Annotated in this window: 23 protein-coding genes and 1 other annotated feature; all 23 genes read left to right on the top strand. The window is 34.3% G+C overall.

The genetic code is table 11. The annotated features are described in order from the left end of the window. Nucleotides 1-3: 3 nt before the first annotated feature. Nucleotides 4-615: a CpXC domain-containing protein gene (locus KTQ83_RS03615; protein WP_117924014.1), complete on the top strand. Its 612-nt coding sequence runs from the start codon at nt 4-6 to the stop codon at nt 613-615. A gap of 8 nt (nt 616-623) precedes the next feature. Further along, nucleotides 624-1,352, top strand: a complete 729-nt coding sequence (locus KTQ83_RS03610; RefSeq protein ID WP_117924016.1) for a hypothetical protein — start codon at nt 624-626, stop codon at nt 1,350-1,352. 53 nt (nt 1,353-1,405) lie between these two features. Beyond that, nucleotides 1,406-1,614 (top strand) — a binding site (T-box leader). Nucleotides 1,615-1,650: 36 nt separating this feature from the next. After that, nucleotides 1,651-2,760, top strand: coding sequence for an ATP phosphoribosyltransferase regulatory subunit (gene hisZ / locus KTQ83_RS03605; protein ID WP_117924017.1), 1,110 nt, complete (start codon nt 1,651-1,653; stop codon nt 2,758-2,760). After that, nucleotides 2,757-3,395, top strand: a complete 639-nt coding sequence (hisG, locus tag KTQ83_RS03600) for an ATP phosphoribosyltransferase (RefSeq protein ID WP_117924019.1) — start codon at nt 2,757-2,759, stop codon at nt 3,393-3,395. The genes hisZ and hisG overlap by 4 nt, the downstream gene beginning before the upstream one ends. Further along, nucleotides 3,385-4,665 (top strand): histidinol dehydrogenase, encoded by a 1,281-nt coding sequence (hisD, locus tag KTQ83_RS03595; RefSeq protein ID WP_217256044.1) that lies wholly within the window; start codon nt 3,385-3,387, stop codon nt 4,663-4,665. Before hisG ends, hisD begins: the two co-directional genes overlap by 11 nt. Further along, nucleotides 4,665-5,675 carry a pyridoxal phosphate-dependent aminotransferase gene (locus KTQ83_RS03590; protein ID WP_217256043.1) on the top strand — a complete coding sequence of 337 codons (1,011 nt, stop codon included), beginning with the start codon at nt 4,665-4,667 and terminating at the stop codon, nt 5,673-5,675. Before hisD ends, KTQ83_RS03590 begins: the two co-directional genes overlap by 1 nt. Next, entirely contained in the window at nt 5,662-6,243 is a 582-nt protein-coding gene (gene hisB, locus KTQ83_RS03585) for an imidazoleglycerol-phosphate dehydratase HisB (RefSeq protein WP_217256042.1), read from the top strand. Before KTQ83_RS03590 ends, hisB begins: the two co-directional genes overlap by 14 nt. Further along, complete coding sequence (gene hisH, locus KTQ83_RS03580; protein ID WP_117924025.1) at nt 6,240-6,839, top strand: imidazole glycerol phosphate synthase subunit HisH; 600 nt, start codon at nt 6,240-6,242, stop codon at nt 6,837-6,839. Before hisB ends, hisH begins: the two co-directional genes overlap by 4 nt. Continuing rightward, nucleotides 6,840-7,550 (top strand): 1-(5-phosphoribosyl)-5-[(5-phosphoribosylamino)methylideneamino]imidazole-4-carboxamide isomerase, encoded by a 711-nt coding sequence (gene hisA, locus KTQ83_RS03575; RefSeq protein WP_217256041.1) that lies wholly within the window; start codon nt 6,840-6,842, stop codon nt 7,548-7,550. Continuing rightward, nucleotides 7,544-8,299, top strand: coding sequence for an imidazole glycerol phosphate synthase subunit HisF (gene hisF / locus KTQ83_RS03570; protein ID WP_186998618.1), 756 nt, complete (start codon nt 7,544-7,546; stop codon nt 8,297-8,299). Before hisA ends, hisF begins: the two co-directional genes overlap by 7 nt. Next, entirely contained in the window at nt 8,296-8,628 is a 333-nt protein-coding gene (hisI, locus tag KTQ83_RS03565; RefSeq protein ID WP_117571854.1) for a phosphoribosyl-AMP cyclohydrolase, read from the top strand. The genes hisF and hisI overlap by 4 nt, the downstream gene beginning before the upstream one ends. Then, the gene (locus KTQ83_RS03560; protein WP_217256040.1) at nt 8,621-9,127 is read left to right on the top strand and encodes an NUDIX hydrolase; all 507 of its coding nucleotides are present in this window, start codon (nt 8,621-8,623) and stop codon (nt 9,125-9,127) included. Before hisI ends, KTQ83_RS03560 begins: the two co-directional genes overlap by 8 nt. A 364-nt stretch (nt 9,128-9,491) precedes the next feature. After that, a complete protein-coding gene (locus KTQ83_RS03555; protein WP_217256039.1) occupies nt 9,492-9,875 on the top strand; it encodes a hypothetical protein in 384 nt (127 codons plus the stop codon). 75 nt (nt 9,876-9,950) lie between these two features. Beyond that, nucleotides 9,951-10,727: a glutamate racemase gene (gene murI, locus KTQ83_RS03550; protein ID WP_117924044.1), complete on the top strand. Its 777-nt coding sequence runs from the start codon at nt 9,951-9,953 to the stop codon at nt 10,725-10,727. Continuing rightward, complete coding sequence (locus KTQ83_RS03545; protein ID WP_217256038.1) at nt 10,724-12,103, top strand: aminopeptidase; 1,380 nt, start codon at nt 10,724-10,726, stop codon at nt 12,101-12,103. The genes murI and KTQ83_RS03545 overlap by 4 nt, the downstream gene beginning before the upstream one ends. Before the next feature lie 3 nt (nt 12,104-12,106). Continuing rightward, nucleotides 12,107-12,940 carry a Cof-type HAD-IIB family hydrolase gene (locus KTQ83_RS03540; RefSeq protein WP_117924049.1) on the top strand — a complete coding sequence of 278 codons (834 nt, stop codon included), beginning with the start codon at nt 12,107-12,109 and terminating at the stop codon, nt 12,938-12,940. Further along, nucleotides 12,927-13,790 (top strand): thymidylate synthase, encoded by an 864-nt coding sequence (gene thyA, locus KTQ83_RS03535; RefSeq protein ID WP_117924051.1) that lies wholly within the window; start codon nt 12,927-12,929, stop codon nt 13,788-13,790. Before KTQ83_RS03540 ends, thyA begins: the two co-directional genes overlap by 14 nt. A 7-nt stretch (nt 13,791-13,797) precedes the next feature. After that, nucleotides 13,798-14,277, top strand: coding sequence for a dihydrofolate reductase (locus KTQ83_RS03530; protein WP_117924054.1), 480 nt, complete (start codon nt 13,798-13,800; stop codon nt 14,275-14,277). 106 nt (nt 14,278-14,383) lie between these two features. After that, the gene (locus KTQ83_RS03525) at nt 14,384-14,593 is read left to right on the top strand and encodes a hypothetical protein (RefSeq protein WP_117924056.1); all 210 of its coding nucleotides are present in this window, start codon (nt 14,384-14,386) and stop codon (nt 14,591-14,593) included. 206 nt (nt 14,594-14,799) lie between these two features. Then, nucleotides 14,800-15,510 (top strand): BTAD domain-containing putative transcriptional regulator, encoded by a 711-nt coding sequence (locus KTQ83_RS03520; protein ID WP_342367245.1) that lies wholly within the window; start codon nt 14,800-14,802, stop codon nt 15,508-15,510. A gap of 69 nt (nt 15,511-15,579) precedes the next feature. Then, entirely contained in the window at nt 15,580-15,894 is a 315-nt protein-coding gene (locus tag KTQ83_RS12245) for an ATPase, T2SS/T4P/T4SS family (protein WP_244975755.1), read from the top strand. A gap of 107 nt (nt 15,895-16,001) precedes the next feature. Then, a complete protein-coding gene (locus KTQ83_RS12240; protein WP_244975754.1) occupies nt 16,002-16,139 on the top strand; it encodes a hypothetical protein in 138 nt (45 codons plus the stop codon). 602 nt (nt 16,140-16,741) lie between these two features. Then, nucleotides 16,742-17,323, top strand: coding sequence for a reverse transcriptase domain-containing protein (locus KTQ83_RS03510; protein WP_217256036.1), 582 nt, complete (start codon nt 16,742-16,744; stop codon nt 17,321-17,323). Nucleotides 17,324-17,375: the final 52 nt, after the last annotated feature.

Here is a 17,375-nt window from a genome sequence, read left to right as displayed (position 1 = left end):
GGAATGGAAAATAAAATAGAATTAGTATGTCCTGAATGTAATGAAAAGTTTAATGTTGATATTTTTACGTCGATCAACGTTCAAATGGACAAAGATATGAAAAATAGAGTGTTAAGTGGAAAACTCTTTGATATGGAATGTGCACATTGCCATTCTAAATTCCATATTCCGTATCCAGTTTTATATCACGATATGGAAAAAAAGTTGTTGATTCAATTTACAGAAGAAAAAGAACTGCAACCCATTAAAAAAATCTTAGATCATGCCAATGTAGGTGAAGATTATACAGTACGAATCGTAGATAATGAGCGAGACTGGATCGAGAAGATTTTGATTTCAGATAGTGGATATGATGATCGTATTATGGAACTTTATAAACTCCTTGTACTATCTCAATATGAAGATGCTGATAATGTAAATGCTCTTTATTATTGGAATATTCAAAATTTTGAAAATCCACATTACGTTATGGTATTGGATGAAAAAGAAAGTGATAAGATGCATTTTATGCCGTTTCATGAAGGTGTCTATAAACAAGTGGAAGAAGTCTTTTTATCAGATATTAAACAAGATTATATTGTAGATGCTTCTTGGGCTGTTTCAAATACGAAGTAGGTGATTCAATGATTGAAAGCATTCATGCATGTGTAGATTTATTACACGTGGGATATCGCGTAAAAGATGCATATGATCCGATTATATTAAATGTGTATCATTGTTTACAAATGGAAAATTTGAACGATGAACAATATATGTTGCACATTGATTCCGTGTTAAATAAAAGTATTCATGATTTGAATGAAACGGAAGTATATACCTATATTACATATGTTTTTGAAAAAGAAAATTATGTTCCTTCCTTTTTAAAAAGTGTTATTGAATCTGGGGTGTTTAAAGAATTATTGTTGAGATATTTATCTTTAAAAGAATCAGATACACTTCAATGTGTTAAGTTAAATCGTAACTTATTAAGTAAGTGGCATTATGCGCACATCTCTGAAGAGGTGGCACAGAACTTGACAATCAGTGCTAATGGAAGAGTCTATCTAACAAGGTATGTTATGTCAAAAGAAGGTGTACAGGCTTTAAAAACGCAACAAGCTACGATTTCTAAAGAAGATGCCTATGCCATTTTAGAAGCGATGGCAAGTTTGGATCTAGAGACCAAAGAAGTAGAAGAAAATGGATGGCAATTAAGGATGTATAAAAATGTCGGTGGAAAGAATCGCTTAGTGAAAACAATTGTCCACGATGAAAAGAATCCAAAAGGCTTCAATGAATGGATTCGTTCTTTATTACCTTTTGAGCATCTGTTTGTGTTTGGAGGTTCCTATTATTCATGGGAAAAATAATGTAAAAATTTACATTTTAACTTGACAATTATTTTCATTAAGACTATATTATTTTCAAAGCAATGAAAAGAAATAGTAAAATAGTACTGCTTCAAGAGACTTTCTGGTTGGTGAAAAGAAAGAGTAAGGCTATTTGAACACGTCTTTGAGCTGTAAAGATGAAACTAAGTAGTTTTTAACGTATTCCTGGCGTTATCAGGTTTGAGGCTAATTTATTAGTAAAATAAGGTGGAACCACGTAAGTTAAACTTTCGTCCTTAGGACGGAAGTTTTTTTGTTTATAAGGAGGTTTGTTTACATGCAACAAATACAATTACCACAAGGAATGAAAGATACGATTTTGAATGAGTGCGAAAAGAAAAAATATCTACAAAATACTTTGGAACAGATTTTTGAATCCTTTGGATATGAAGAAATCATTACACCAACGATTGAGTATTATGAAACATATGAAAATGCATTTAAAAACATTCAAACAACAGATATGTATAAATTCTTTGACGAAAATGGAAGAATTCTAACATTAAGAACGGATATGACTGTTCCAATTGCACGTGTTTGTGCATCGAAATTTAAAGATTCAAAACCTCCGTTTCGCTATCGCTATACTTCAAATGTATTTAAAGTACGTCAAAAATTTGCAGGCAAAAGAAGCGAAGTTACAGATTGTGGCATTGAATTGATTGGATTGGATTCAAAAAGTGATGTACAAGTCTTGTGCTGCGCTTTAGAAGTCATGAAAAACTTTAAAAACTATACGCTCGAAATTGGAAATGTGAAATTTTTTCAGGCGGCTTGCAAAGTTGTTCGTTTGAGTACAGAAGAAGTCAATACTCTAGCCAATTTAATTGATAAGAAAAGCATGGTCGATCTGAAATTTTACTTGGATTCATTGTATCTCAGCGAAAAAATTGTGGATTTCTTTATGCACCTTCCGTTCCTATGTGGAGACGTGAATATATTAGATGAAGCATATACGTATTGTTTCGATGATTCATTAAAGGATGTCTTAGATTCTATGAAAGAATGTATCCAATCTTTAAAAGAATTAGGATATTTAGAAAATGTAACCGTCGATTTAGGAAAAGTTGCCCATTTGGATTACTATACCGGAATTATTTTTGAAGGATATGTTTCAGGTGTTGGAACAAGTATCTTAAGTGGTGGTCGATACGACTGCTTATTAAAGAAGTTTGGTCGTGATCTTCCAGCTTGTGGCTTTAGTGTAAAGCTAGATCCACTCATTGATTATGTGGATGTACAATCGAAAAAGAAATATAAATTGTATTATCCACAAGACAAACAAATTGAAGCTATGAAACAAGCAAAAAATTTGAGAAAAGAAGGAATCGTCATTTTAGAACCATCAACAAATGAATCTATTTATGTAGAGGAGGTACAAGCATGAGCTTATCGATTGCGCTCACAAAGGGACGTTTAGAAAAACAAACTGTTGCTATGTTAGAAGAACTTGGTTATGGAGTAGAAGCTTTAAAAGACAAAGGCCGTGCCTTGGTGTTTAAAGATTCTGTACATGACGTTCAATATTTTTTAGTGAAATCCAACGATTGTATTACCTATGTTAATCATGGTGTTGCTGATATTGGTGTTGTTGGAAAAGATACCATTTTAGAAAATGAGAATGATAACTATGAATTGTTAGATTTGAAGATTGGCAAGTGTAAATTCATTGTGGCTAGCCTACCTCAAAATCAGTTGTTTTCAAAAGTAGGACACATTAAGATTGGAACCAAATATCCTCGTGTAGCTAAACAATATTTTTTGTCCAAAGGTATGGATGTTGAAATTATTAAGATTGATGGATCTGTAGAATTAGCACCTATTTTAGGTCTATGTGACGGAATCGTAGATATTATGGAAACAGGAACAACCTTAAAAGAAAATGGTTTAGTTGTGCTAGATACAGTATGTGACATTAGTACACGTGTTATTGTGAATAAAGCGAGCTTTAAGTTAAAACACGAAGAAGTGATGAAAGTAATCAACGATTTAAGTAAGAGGGTGAATGAAGATGTTGACTAGAATTTATAAAGAAGATAAAGATGCATTGAAAGAATATTTGATGTCACGAACACAAGATTTAAGTACAGATGTCTTGGTTACAGTGTCAAATATTATTCAAGATGTAAAAGAAAATAAAGATGAGGCTTGTCTAAAATATACACAACAATTTGATAAGGTAAGCTTAGATACAATGGAAGTATCTCAAGAAGAATGGGATGCACAAATATTAAAATGTGATGATTCGTTTGTAGAAGCAATGAAACTTGCTAAAAAAAATATCGAAGATTTTCATAAACTTCAAAAACAAAATGGATATTTGTTGCAGAAAGAAAAGGGAATCTATTTAGGCCAAAGAGTACTACCTCTTGAAGCAGTAGGAATCTATGTTCCAGGAGGACGTGCACAATATCCAAGCAGTGTTTTAATGAATGCATTACCCGCAAAAATTGCCGGTGTTCAAAATGTTGTTATGGTCACTCCACCAGATAAAAATGGAACTATTCACCCTAATATTGCGTATGCGGCTAAACTTGCCGGTGTAGATAAAATCTATAAGATTGGTGGAGCTCAAGCTATTGCTGCTTTGGCCTATGGTACACAAACCATTGATCGAGTAGATAAAATCGTAGGTCCAGGAAATATTTATGTTGCAGCAGCTAAAAAATTAGTGTATGGAACGGTCGATATTGATATGATTGCAGGGCCAAGCGAAATTTTAGTTATTGCCGATGAAAAGGCGAATGCAGAATATGTAGCAGCCGATCTATTATCCCAAGCCGAACATGATCCAATGGCGAGCGCCATTTTGTTGACTACAAACGAAGAACTTTTGGATTTGGTGAATCAAGAGCTTTTAAAACAAAGTGCTGTATTACCTAAAAAAGAAATAGTGAAACAATCCCTAAAGAACTATGGTAAAGCCATTGTCTGTGATTCGATTGAAGAATGCATTTCTATTAGTAATGAAATTGCACCAGAACACTTAGAATTGATGATTCAAAATCCAATGGAACACCTACAAGAAGTAAAAAATGCAGGTAGTGTTTTCTTGGGCTACTACACATGCGAAAGCATAGGTGATTATTTTGGGGGAACAAACCATGTTTTACCAACTAGTGGAACGGCACGCTTTTCAAGTGCTTTATCCGTAGATAGTTTTATTAAAAAATCATCCTATTTGTATTATTCAAAACACGCAATCGAAGCCTATGGAAAATATATTGAAACAATTGCCAGTGAAGAGCACTTACAAGCACATGCTAATGCAGCTAAAGTGAGGGTGAAATAATGAAGGGTTATCAAACACATACACAAACAGGAATTCTATTGAATGCCAATGAGGCAAGTCAAAACGTAGATGATAATGTCAAACAAGAAATTTTAGATGCGATTTCAAACCTTGCACTCAATCGATATCCAGATACAACTTGTCATGAATTACATGATTTATATGCCAATATTATGAATGTTCCATCCTCATGGATCTTATCGGGAAATGGATCGGATCAAATGTTGGGATTTTTGATTCAGTATTATGTACAAGGAAATAAAACACTGTATACATTAGCACCTGATTTTTCGATGTATGACTATTATGTAGAATTGAATCATGCAAAAATTGAAAAATTTGAAACAGCTTTAGATGGATCCTTTGATGTCGATGCATTTATTTCAAATGGGAAAGATAAAAAAGTGGATATAATCTTATTCTCAAATCCAAATAATCCGACGGGACATGCGATTTCGAAATTAGAAATGATTCAAATTTGCGAAGCCTTTTCGAATATCCCAGTCATTTTTGATGAAGCCTATATGGAGTTTGGTAATGAAAGTGCCATTGATTTATTAAAAACATATCCAATGGTTTTTGTTTGTCGAACTCTATCCAAGGCGTATGGACTTGCAGGAATTCGTTGTGGGTTTATGATTTCTTCACAAGTTGAAAAATTAGCTCCACTTTTTATTCCTTATGCACTAAGTAGTGTCACTCAAACGATAGCAAGTGTTGTATTAAGACATGCCGATGAATATAAAGCGAATATTGCGGCTATTATTTCAGAAAGAGAAAGAATATACCGAGAAGTGAAGAATTATAAAACAATTAGTTTCTATCCTTCAAATGCGAATTTCTTGTATGGAAGAACAGATAAAAAAGATATTTTAATGGATATGTTTAAAGAAAAGAACATCACAATTCGAAATTATGCGGATACTAGTTTTCGTATAACGATTGGGACAAACGAAGAAAATGAAATGGTATTAGATGTTCTAAGGAGATTTGAGTATGAGAATAGCTGAAAAAAACAGGGATACAAAAGAAACAAAAATATATGAAAAGATCAACTTAGATGGAAATGGAAATAGCGACATTGGTACAGGAATTGGTTTTTTTGATCATATGTTGACATTGTTTGCGTTTCACTCGAATTTTGATTTAGTTGTAAAAGCGGATGGCGATCTTGAAGTGTGTGATCATCATACAATAGAAGATTGTGGAATTTTATTAGGAAAATTATTTTTAGAAGCTTTAGAGGATAAAAAAGGAATTGCCCGCTATGGAAGTGTGAATCTTCCTATGGATGAAGTTTTATGTAATGTCACATTAGATATTAGTGGACGTCCTTATTTGGTTTTTAATTGCGAATTGATACGAGAAAACATTGGAACGATGTCTTGTGAAATGGTTGAAGAATTTTTTAGAGCCTTTTGTGTGGCAGCTGGGGTAACGTTACATGTCAATGTGTACTATGGAAAGAATGATCATCATAAAGTAGAGGCTATATTTAAAGCATTTGGCCGTGCCTTGAAACAAGCTGTAAAAATAGAATCGGATCGTATTCCTAGTTCTAAAGGAGTAATCGAATGATTGGAATTATTGATTATGGCATGTCCAATTTATACAGCGTAAAAAATGCTTGTGACTATTTAGGCTTAGATAGTGTTGTTTCAAAAGATGTTTCTATTTTATCTAAATGCGATAAATTGATTTTACCAGGAGTTGGAGCTTTTCAAGACTGCATGCACACACTCCATTCTATGGGGCTCTATGATTTTATTGTTCAACAAGTAAATAAAGATGTTGCGCTATTGGGGATTTGTCTTGGTATGCAGGCTTTGTTTGAAACGAGTGAAGAAAATGGCTTATGCGATGGTTTTGGCTTTTTAAAAGGTCATGTTTGTCATATGGAAGATCCAAGTGTAAAAATTCCCCAAATCGGTTGGAACGTATTGGAAAGTAATCATCCTCAGGCAATATTTAAAGAAAATACGTATGTGTATTATGTCCATTCATATTATGCCAAAGATATGGATGATCAAGACTTAATTGGATATTCCATGTATGGAAGTATGAAAATACCAGGTCTTGTGATGCATGATCATATTATGGGATGTCAGTTTCATCCTGAAAAAAGTGGAGAAGATGGATTAAAAATATTGGAATATTTTGGAAAGGAGTTCTAAATGATTGTATTACCTGCAATAGATATATTAGATGGAAAACCTGTTCGTTTGTACCAAGGTGATTATGGCCAATCCAAATGTGTGGCGGATGATGTACTTGTTTGTGCTAAAAATTTTGAAGCGGCAAATGTTCGCTATTTACATGTTGTGGATTTAAACGGGGCAAAAGAAGGAAGTCGAGTTAATGAAGATTTGATTTGTGAAATTGTGAAGACATGTGATATACCCATTGAAGTGGGTGGAGGCATTCGTACGATGTCTGCTATAGATTTTTATATAGAAAATGGTGTTTCAAGAGTTATTTTAGGAACTTCAGCAATTCAAGATATAGGTTTATTAAAAGATGCGGTTTCAAAATATGGTTCTAAGATTGCGGTTGGACTTGATTGTAAAGACGGATATGTATGTACGTCAGGCTGGTTGGAAACGAGCAAAGAATATTATTTGGATTTTGCGAAAAGAATGGAAGAGATTGGGGTAAAGACATTGATTTGTACAGACATTTCAAAGGATGGAACTTTACAAGGACCTAACTTTGAGATGTTAAAAGCACTTAAAAATCATATATCATGTAACTTAATCGCATCTGGCGGTGTTCGTGATTTATCACATATCCAAATATGTAAAGAATTAGGGTTGTATGGTGTAATTACGGGTAAGGCCATTTATGAAAAGACGTTAGATTTGAAAGAGGCGTTAAGCATATGTTGACAAAAAGAATTATACCTTGTCTAGATGTAAAAGATGGGAATGTTGTGAAGGGAATCCATTTTTTGGGTTTAAAAGAAGTGGGAGATCCTGTATCTCTGGCAAAGAAATATTATTTAGGTGGTGCTGACGAATTGGTTTTTTTGGATATTAGTGCCACAGTAGAAAAAAGAAAAACTATGGTTGATATTGTAAAGAAGGTTGCAAAAGAAATCTATATTCCTTTTACGGTTGGAGGAGGCATTTCAACGATTGAAGATGTTCGTGCCATGTTGATGGCAGGAGCCGATAAAGTAAGCTTAAATAGTGCTGCAATTCGTAATCCGGACTTAATTAAAGAGGCAAGTAAACGTTTTGGAAACCAATGTATTGTGCTTGCGGTGGATGCTAAGCGAAGAAAAGATGGTTCGGGTTGGAACGTATACATTGAAGGTGGCAGAAAAGATACGGGTATAGATTGTATTGAATGGATTTTAAAAGGTGTATCTTTAGGAGCTGGAGAAATCTTGTTAACGAGCATGGATGCGGATGGCACTAAGGATGGTTTTGATTTAGCCTTGTATGAAGCTGTATCTAAAGTGGTTCAAGTGCCAGTGATTGCGTCTGGTGGATGTGGAAAGATGGATGACTTTGTGGATGCGTTAAAAGTCAGCGATGCGGCTTTAGCAGCTAGTATTTTTCATTATGAAGAATCGAATGTTCAAAATGTGAAAAAGTATTTAAAAGAAAAAGGAGTGGCAGTTCGTATATGATGCGATTGGATTTTGAGAAACAAAATGGCTTGATTCCTTGTATTGTGCAGGATGTAGATACAAAAAAAGTATTGATGTTGGCATATATGAATGAAGAATCTTACAAAAAAACAATAGAGACAAAATTGGCAACGTATTATTCTCGTTCAAGACAAAGCTTGTGGGTCAAAGGTGAAACAAGTGGACATTATCAACATGTACAGGCAATTCGCATCGATTGCGATCAAGATACAATTTTATTAGAAGTCAAACAAGTTGGTGCGGCTTGTCATACGGGACATTATTCTTGTTTTTATAGAGATGAAAATGGAGATTGTGTAGATGAGTGAATTCGTTGATTTATATGATAGAAATCGAAAGCTTTTAAATCGTGTTGTAGATCGTAATACATATTTATTTCAACCTGGAGAATTCATGATGTATGTTTTGGCTATCTTAGAAAATGAAGAAGGAAAATTTTTGGTTACACAAAGGGCGTTGGATAAAAAATGGGCTGCTGGAGGCTGGGAAATGCCTGGTGGTGGTGCTAAGAGTAAAGAGTCAAGTTTAGATGCAATCAAGCGTGAAGTAAAAGAAGAAACAGGGCTTGATGTTATAAATGGTCATGTTGTATATTCATACTTTAATGAAGATAAAAAAAGACATGATAATTATTTTGTAGATATTTATCATTTTAAGTTTGATTTCCAATTAAGTGATGTAACCTTAAACACTCGTGAAAGTATTGATTATAGGTGTGTGAGTCTAGATGAATTGGTTGCGATGAATAACGAAGATGAATTTTTACATTTTGAAAGAATTATGAAGGCTTTACAACAGAAAAAATAGGACTAAAATATATATGTAAGTTCTATGACTGAAACACTACCGACTACTTCCTTTATAGGTCATAGACTGACAAATGGGTAAGCTTGCTTACCCTTTTTATATATGCTATTATTTAAGTGGCAGTGTGATGAGCTGCCAAAGGGACATGCAGAGCGTGGTAAACTCTGCGAAGGAAAAGTGGATTAGAGGGTATAGATAAAATGTGGTGGTTTTATCTATACAGAATTTTGTTTGTTCAGAAGAGCATAATAATATAGTGGATACAAACAAAATTCATTGTAATATTTATATGAGGATATAAATATTGCGAAAAGCGGTTTAAGGAAGTGATGAAAGCCTTAAACCTCTTTTTTTTGGAGGGTATATGAAGATTTCAAATTATTTTGCGAAAGAAAAAATGGATGATGCTTCGTTTATTCAAACATACATCGAAAAATTAAGCGATTTAACAGACGAAGATATTTGTTGGGCTAATTCAGATTTAGAAGAAGATCATGAGAAGGTGCAGTCATTATTGATGGAAATGGTGCTTTCTTTTTATGCAACAGATTTAGTAGATATGAAAGATTATGAGGCGTATCTGGTAGATAAAGAATATCAATCTATGTCATTTAAAGAGCTTCAAGCATCATTGATTCAATTATTTCATAATGATAGAGTGCATCCGGACAGTCTGATACATAATGGGATTGGAAAAAAAGAATTGTTAGAAATATTAGGCGAAATGAAAAAGCGTATGAGTCATTAATGCATCCAAGTTTGAGGACTTGGATGTTTTCTTTATACGTTGTATAATTATAAAGATGGAAAAGGAGCGTTTTGTATGAATTCAAAAAGTCCAATAGGTGTTTTTGATTCGGGATTAGGTGGAATTAGTGTTTTACATACGATGCATAGTTTACTTCCTAATGAAAATCTGATCTATTTGGGAGATAGTAAATATAATCCTTATGGGACAAAGACAAAAGAAGAAATCACAAAGCGTTGCGTTGCGATATGTGATGAATTGATATGTCATGATGTTAAGGCAATCGTCATTGCGTGCAATACGGCAACGAGTGCTTGTGTTAAGCTTCTAAGAGAAAAGTATGATGTGGATATTATTGGTATGGAACCGGCATTAAAGGTGGCATGCGATCGAGGTGAACATCAACGTATTGCGGTATGGGCAACCCAACTTACTTTGTCAGAAAAGAAGTTTGCGAATTTGATGAATCGATTTAAAGGTGAGCATCATATTATAAAGGTGCCTTGTCCAGAACTTGTAAGAATGGTTGAAGACAATAAACTTGATGATGCATATCTTGTAGAGTCTTGTTTGAAAGAGTATTTAGCAGCTAGTGACTATAAAAATCTAGATAGCATTGTATTAGGGTGTACGCATTTTCCTTTTTACACGAAATATTTGGAAAAGCTTTGTCCAAATGTTCATATTATTGAAGGAAGCGTGGGTACGACTTTACATACAAAAGATTTGTTGGAACAAAAAGGTTTGTTGAATACAAGTTGTGAAGAAGGACAAATTACATGGATGAATACAATGGATTCAAAAATTGAATTGTCAAAATGCTTATTTAAAAAATTGGAGGTAGAGTTATGAGTGAAGTAGTTTGGAATAAATATTCAAAAGAAGAATTTAATGATGTAATGAAATTTAGTGATGGATATATTGATTTCTTATCTGATTCTAAAACGGAAAGAGCTTGTGTAAAAAATGCGATCGCATTAGCGAAATCTTATGGATATCGTGATATCAAAGAGGTTATCGAAAATAAAGAGATTTTAAAAGCACAGGACAAAGTGTATGTAAATATGATGAACAAGTCGATTGCATTAATGCACATTGGTTCAAATCCATTGGAAAAAGGTATGAACATTTTAGGTGCTCATATTGACAGTCCTCGTTTGGATCTTAAACAAAATCCATTGTATGAAGATGGAAACATTGCTTATTTGGATACACACTATTATGGTGGTGTTAAAAAGTATCAATGGGTGACTTTGCCTTTGGCAATTCATGGTGTTGTTTGTTTGAAAGATGGAACAACTGTAGATGTAGCGATTGGAGATAAAGAAAGTGATCCAGTATTTGTGATTAGTGATTTATTGATTCACTTAAGTGCAGATCAATTACAGAAAAAGGCAAATGAAGTGATTGCTGGTGAAGATTTAAATGTAACTGTTGGATCTATTCCGTTAGAAAATGAAGAGAAAGATGCAGTAAAGGCCAATGTTGCTAAAATTTTAAAATCAACTTATGGCTTTGAAGAAGAAGACTTCGTTTCTGCTGAGTTAGAGGTTGTTCCTGCAGGACGTGCTAGAAGCTGTGGATTCGATTTAAGTATGGTATTAGGTTATGGACATGATGATCGTATTTGTGCGTATACAAGTTTGATGGCTCAATTAGAAGCAGAAAATGTAAAACGTACAGCTGTTTGTTTGTTAGTTGATAAAGAAGAAGTCGGATCTCAAGGTGCTACAGGTATGCACTCTATGTTCTTTGAAAACTTTGTTGCAGAAGTTATGGATTGTATGGGTGATTATTCTGCATTAAGCGTGAAACGTGCAATGATGAATTCAATTATGTTGTCAAGTGATGTAAGTGCTGCACATGATCCAATTTACGCTTCGGCATCAAGTCCAAGAAATCAAGCCGAATTTGGTAAAGGTATCGTATTCAATAAATATACAGGAGCTCGTGGAAAGAGTGGATGTAACGATGCGAATGCAGAATATATCGCATTGATTCGTCGTATTATGGATGATCACAATGTAGCTTGGCAAACAAGTGAACTTGGAAAAGTAGACCAAGGCGGTGGAGGAACAATCGCTTATATTTTGGCTAATTATGGAATGCAGGTAATTGACTGTGGTGTAGCTTTACATAATATGCATGCACCTTTTGAATTGGCAAGTAAAGCTGATATCTATGAAGCAAAAAAAGGATATGCAGCATTCTTAACATACGAAGGATAATTTATGGAACCAGTAACTTTGATTGCGACGGATTTAGATGGTACATTTTTGAATTCAAAAAAGCAAGTATCAGATTTAAATCGTGAAGCAGTATCAAAATTGAAAAATCATGGAATTTTATTTGGCATCGCATCTGGACGTCCAGTAGAGACGGTTCGTGCTATGTTGAAAAAATGGAGAATTGAAGATAGTGTTAGTTTTATCATGGGAATGAATGGTGGCGTTGTATATGATTTAAGACAACGTACTAAAGAAGAGTATCATGTTCTTGATGGTGAAGTCGTTTTAGATGTGATTCATTTTTTTGAAGATTTAGACGTTGATTTTTGGATCTTGGAAGGTGCCACACGTTATACAAATCGTACAAGTATTGAAACGCAGGAACATGCACGAATTTTTGGTGAAACAGAAATCGAAATTGATCTTGAACCATATCTAGAAAATAATACATGCAACAAACTGATTATACATTGTGATAAAGATTATATGCCGATTGTCTTAGAACGTGCTAAACAATATAAGAATGAGGCTTGTGTCGGTTTCTTAACAGCAGATAACTTATTCGAATATGTAGATCCTAGAATCAATAAAGGATATGGGATTGAAAAGGTAGCTAAGCATTTTGGGGTCAAACTTGAAAACTGTGTGGCTTTTGGGGATGAACAAAATGATAGGGAAATGCTTGAAAAAGTCGGTATGGGTGTATGTATGAAAAATGGCTCACAGGATGTTAAAGAATGCAGTGCATTTGTAAGTCCTTATACAAATGATGAAAGTGCAGTGGGTCGTTTTATTGAGGAGAATGTTTTTAAGGAGGAAATGGATGTCATACTTTGATGATGTATATTGTGGATTATGTAAAGATATTTTGGAAAATGGAGTTCAAGTACATAATCGCACTGGTATTGACACGATTAAAGTTCCAAGTGCACATTTTCATTTAGATCTATCTAAAGAATTTCCTATTTTGACGACAAAACAGTTATTTATTCGTCAAGCTGTTACAGAAATGCTTTGGATCTATCAGGCTCAAAGTAATGATGTTAGATGGCTTCAAGAAAGAAATGTTCACATTTGGGATAAATGGGAAATTAATGAAGATGGCGACTGGATTGATGAGAATACGGGAAAAGTATTAAAACATTTTGATCCTAGTTTTGCGCATACCATTGGTACGGCTTATGGATTTATTGTAAAAAAATATGATTTGATGAATAAATTGTTGAATTCATTAAAAAACGATAAGGAAGATCGTAGACGTGTTATCTCATTATGGCAGGATAGCGAATTAGATACAGCTGTACTTCCTAGTTGTGTATGGAGTTCAGAATGGGATGTGACGGATGGAAAGTTGAATATTTGGGTACACCAAAGAAGTTGTGATGTTCCATTAGGTTTGCCATTTAATGTAACGCAATATGCAGTTTTATTGATGATGGTTGCCAAGGTTACTGGACTTGAGCCAGGTACGATTGATTGGTCAATCAAAGATGCACATATTTACGTGAATCAAATTGATGGAATTAAAGAACAATTAAATCGTTATGAAACAAAAGGCTCTTTACCAGCACCTAAGTTGTGGTTGAATCCGGATATTCAAGATTTCTATGCATTTGATCCAAAGAATGACGTGAAGTTGATTGGCTATGAGCATATGGGAAAAATTAGTTTCCCTTTAGCACAATAGGAGAATTATGAAATTAACATTGATTGCGGCGATTGGTAAAAATCGTGAATTAGGAAAAAACAATGATATGATTTGGCATTTGCCTCAGGATTTGAAGTTTTTTCGTAAGCAGACTTCGGGACATACAATTGTGATGGGAAGAAAAACATTTGAAAGTCTTCCAGGTATGTTACCTAAACGTCATCATGTCGTGATTTCGCGTTCGTGTTCAGATTTGGGTGAATGTGTCGAAATGTGTTCGAGTGTTGAAGAATTTTTGAAGCGATATAAAGATGTAGATGAGGAAATCTATTGTATTGGTGGAGGCATGATTTATAGTGAGATGTTAGCTTATGCAGATAAGCTAGTGTTAACTGAGATTGATGAGCAAGCGGATGCTGAGGTTTATTTTCCTGAATTTGACAAGTCTTTGTATACAAAAACAATATTATCTGATATCGAAGAGAATGGAATTCACTATCAACATGTTGCATATACTTTAAAATAACCATTTGCAGAGAATTTTTGTGATTCTCTGCTTTTTTGTTTGGCAGATTTATTGTCAAATAAAACTAGGTTAGATACTATACAATCTTTTTGAAAGGAGAATCAACATGAGTGATACTTATTATGTTAAAACATTAGGAGGGTTGGAAATCACAAACGATAATGTAACCGTTAATATTGTCGAATTATTTGGAAAGCAGCTAGTGAATTTATTACAGGTCTTATTGTTTCACAGTGAAAAACCAGTTCAAAAAGATGAACTGATTGATATTCCTCGGCCAGAAAGTAAAAATCCATCTAGTGCATTAAAGTTCTAGATTATTAGATTGCGTGCTGAATTGAATGAAATTGAATTCTTTAAAGACAAATAGGTTTTTATAACGACATGAAAAGGGTATATTTTAAATCAGAATTTAGATTGTAATATTGATTTTGTTGAATTGGAAAAGGCGTATAACCAAATCAACGATGGTTCGGAACTTTTAGACGAAAAAGAGTTCAAGACGGCTAGAAAGATTTTCAGATCCAAGGTCGTTTCTATGCTTCACCAAGCCAATTGCACTGGATTTTACAGAAACAAGAGATCTTTAGACAAATGTATGTGAAAACGATGATGCGCATATCTTGTTACTTATATACGAAAAAACGCTATGATGAGATGATGCTTATGAATTATCAGGCGATTTTATTTAAATCATTTAATGAAGGTTTACATTACTATTATATGAAAGGCTTAGTGGCTACACGTAATTATCGTGAAGCGTTGAAGTATTATGATGAATTGAATGATATTTTCTTATCTGAACTAGGTACGGGTTTATCGAAACGTTTTAAACAATTGTACGATATCATTATTGCTGATCATGCCAAAGAAGAAAGTAAAGATATGGAAACAATCATGCGTGAGCTTTCAAGCCATGATCAACAAAACCAAGGCTTCTTCTGTTCGTATGAAATTTTCAAGTATTTCTGTGAATTGTTGTTAAAAATATCTATTCGTAATGAACAAAATTATTATTTGATTATGTTACAGTTTTCAGATGGTACTTTGGATTATGAAAAGATTGGTTTAGATTTTGATCGTGTGAAGCGATTGGTAGGTTCTTGTTTAAGAAGCAATGACTTGTTTACTCGTACAAGTGAAACGCAACTGCTGCTTCTAGTGGATTGTCAAACCGAAGAGAATGCGCACTTGATTATTCAGCGTATTTCAAATAAGTTCTATAGTGTTTGATGTCAGCTTGTTTAATAGATCGTATGAATAAGACAAGAAGTTGTCATATTATTACGATTGAGGATCTAATTGAATTCTTGCATTCGCAAAAAGTCAATTGGATCCCAACGAGAGGTATATCATGATACAACAAGTGATTTAAATGCATTAAAATCGGCATTGCGTGAGGCACATGAAGTTATTTTATTGGGCGAAATACGCAATGAAGAAACAGTTTCTACAGCGCTTTCCGCGGCTGAAACCGGACATTTAATTCTATCTGCGTTACATACTGTAGGAGCTGTAAATACAATTGATTGTATTATTGATATGTTTCAAGATCATCAAGATCAAGTGCGTTCGCAATTATCAATGATTTTAGAGGCTACATTAGTGAGCAATTAATCCAAGGAAAAGATGGAGAATTGATTCCTGTGTTTTAAATTATGCTGGTCAATCCTGCGATTCGTTCTCAGATTCGTGAGAATAAGATTCATCAGATTTAGAATACAATGATTTCGAATCGACAGAACGGTATGGTTATGATGGATGATACGATCTATGACTTGTATCAACAAGGTAAAATAACAAAAGATATTGCGATTCAGTATAGTCTGCATCCGGATCGTATGAAAACGAGAGTGCAATAAAGAATGAAAAGTTACATTTCGCTCTTTTTTCTTTCAATAATATTACATAAGGTATATAATTTGACTATTGTTGTAAACGGGGAGGATTTGTATGGTGCGCCAGTTCGGTGCAGTTGATTTAGTTAGGTGAAACTCCTAACCTGGTAACTTTTGGAGCAAAGAGGCTAGTATCTAGTCCTTGGGCATTGTATCGTGAGGTACAGTGTTAAGCGTAGGAAGGAAAGACTTAGAGCTCTAAAGCGAAAGCCTGAAGCAATCTAGCGTCGTTAGACTCAACATAGTGGTGGGTGATGCTCTCATATAAGCCGCAACCAATATAGGTTGAATCGTTATGCCAGATTCAATCGGACACCACCGGCGTTTTAAAGCAGGGCGAGAAGTCAAGGTATCAACTGCATACCTGGGAGGTCTTGCAGTTTCCGATAAACACGGTACCGTTGTAACAAGTGCCAATACCACAAGAACAACGGGAAGAACTGCAAGAAGTCCGATGAGGTCATATTGTAGCTATGAAGTGTATGAAAGTACATGGAGCGAAGGACCGAAACACAGTTACGTTTCTTGAAGGGAAACATGTTGAAAACACTGGAGGTTGAAAAGACATGGGAACAAAACGACAAGATATAAGAACATTGTCAAAAAGACATCCTAAACTGGAAACGTTGATGAATCGAGTAGACAAGGAATCTTTAATAAGACAACATCGTCTACAAAAGAAAGACAAAGCTCCAGGAATAGACATGGTAACCAAGGGAGTGTATCAGGAAAATCTGAATGAAAATATAGATGACCTGATGCATAGACTAAAGAGCTTTAGCTATAAGCCACAACCCGTAAGACGAGTTGAAATCGACAAGGGAAATGGTAAGAAAAGACCTTTAGGAATACCAGTCTATGAAGATAGGCTCGTTCAAGGAGCCATGGCAGACATACTTAGTGATGTATATGAACCTAGATTTCTAGACTGTTCATATGGATTCAGACCAAAACGAAGCACTCATGATGCGATTAAAGTAATCAATGATACTATTATGCACAAGAAAATAAACTATATATTGGACTGTGATATTAAAGGTTTCTTTGACAATGTAAATCATGAGTGGCTCATGAAATTTCTTCGAAATGATATCGCAGACCCGAACTACCTGAGATATATAGCGAGAATGCTCAAATCAGGAGTCTGATGTTAGCATATAAATAGGACTAGTCAAAAAGAGAAAATTTACACCAGTGGTA

The organism is Holdemanella porci (assembly GCF_019052655.1).
Taxonomy (GTDB): Bacteria; Bacillota_I; Bacilli_A; order Erysipelotrichales; family Erysipelotrichaceae; genus Holdemanella; species Holdemanella hominis.
The sequence above is the reverse complement of the archived record's forward strand: the minus strand, read 5'-3'. Positions and strand labels throughout refer to the sequence as shown.

Excerpts from the sequence above, each read along its gene's own strand:
- KTQ83_RS03615 (WP_117924014.1), top strand. The coding sequence starts at position 4 with ATGGAAAATAAAATAGAATTAGTATGTCCTGAATGTAATGAAAAGTTT.
- KTQ83_RS03610 (WP_117924016.1), top strand. The coding sequence starts at position 624 with ATGATTGAAAGCATTCATGCATGTGTAGATTTATTACACGTGGGATAT.
- hisZ (WP_117924017.1), top strand. The coding sequence starts at position 1,651 with ATGCAACAAATACAATTACCACAAGGAATGAAAGATACGATTTTGAAT.
- hisG (WP_117924019.1), top strand. The coding sequence starts at position 2,757 with ATGAGCTTATCGATTGCGCTCACAAAGGGACGTTTAGAAAAACAAACT.
- hisD (WP_217256044.1), top strand. The coding sequence starts at position 3,385 with ATGTTGACTAGAATTTATAAAGAAGATAAAGATGCATTGAAAGAATAT.
- KTQ83_RS03590 (WP_217256043.1), top strand. The coding sequence starts at position 4,665 with ATGAAGGGTTATCAAACACATACACAAACAGGAATTCTATTGAATGCC.
- hisB (WP_217256042.1), top strand. The coding sequence starts at position 5,662 with ATGAGAATAGCTGAAAAAAACAGGGATACAAAAGAAACAAAAATATAT.
- hisH (WP_117924025.1), top strand. The coding sequence starts at position 6,240 with ATGATTGGAATTATTGATTATGGCATGTCCAATTTATACAGCGTAAAA.
- hisA (WP_217256041.1), top strand. The coding sequence starts at position 6,840 with ATGATTGTATTACCTGCAATAGATATATTAGATGGAAAACCTGTTCGT.
- hisF (WP_186998618.1), top strand. The coding sequence starts at position 7,544 with ATGTTGACAAAAAGAATTATACCTTGTCTAGATGTAAAAGATGGGAAT.
- hisI (WP_117571854.1), top strand. The coding sequence starts at position 8,296 with ATGATGCGATTGGATTTTGAGAAACAAAATGGCTTGATTCCTTGTATT.
- KTQ83_RS03560 (WP_217256040.1), top strand. The coding sequence starts at position 8,621 with ATGAGTGAATTCGTTGATTTATATGATAGAAATCGAAAGCTTTTAAAT.
- KTQ83_RS03555 (WP_217256039.1), top strand. The coding sequence starts at position 9,492 with ATGAAGATTTCAAATTATTTTGCGAAAGAAAAAATGGATGATGCTTCG.
- murI (WP_117924044.1), top strand. The coding sequence starts at position 9,951 with ATGAATTCAAAAAGTCCAATAGGTGTTTTTGATTCGGGATTAGGTGGA.
- KTQ83_RS03545 (WP_217256038.1), top strand. The coding sequence starts at position 10,724 with ATGAGTGAAGTAGTTTGGAATAAATATTCAAAAGAAGAATTTAATGAT.
- KTQ83_RS03540 (WP_117924049.1), top strand. The coding sequence starts at position 12,107 with ATGGAACCAGTAACTTTGATTGCGACGGATTTAGATGGTACATTTTTG.
- thyA (WP_117924051.1), top strand. The coding sequence starts at position 12,927 with ATGTCATACTTTGATGATGTATATTGTGGATTATGTAAAGATATTTTG.
- KTQ83_RS03530 (WP_117924054.1), top strand. The coding sequence starts at position 13,798 with ATGAAATTAACATTGATTGCGGCGATTGGTAAAAATCGTGAATTAGGA.
- KTQ83_RS03525 (WP_117924056.1), top strand. The coding sequence starts at position 14,384 with ATGAGTGATACTTATTATGTTAAAACATTAGGAGGGTTGGAAATCACA.
- KTQ83_RS12240 (WP_244975754.1), top strand. The coding sequence starts at position 16,002 with ATGATTTCGAATCGACAGAACGGTATGGTTATGATGGATGATACGATC.
- KTQ83_RS03510 (WP_217256036.1), top strand. The coding sequence starts at position 16,742 with ATGGGAACAAAACGACAAGATATAAGAACATTGTCAAAAAGACATCCT.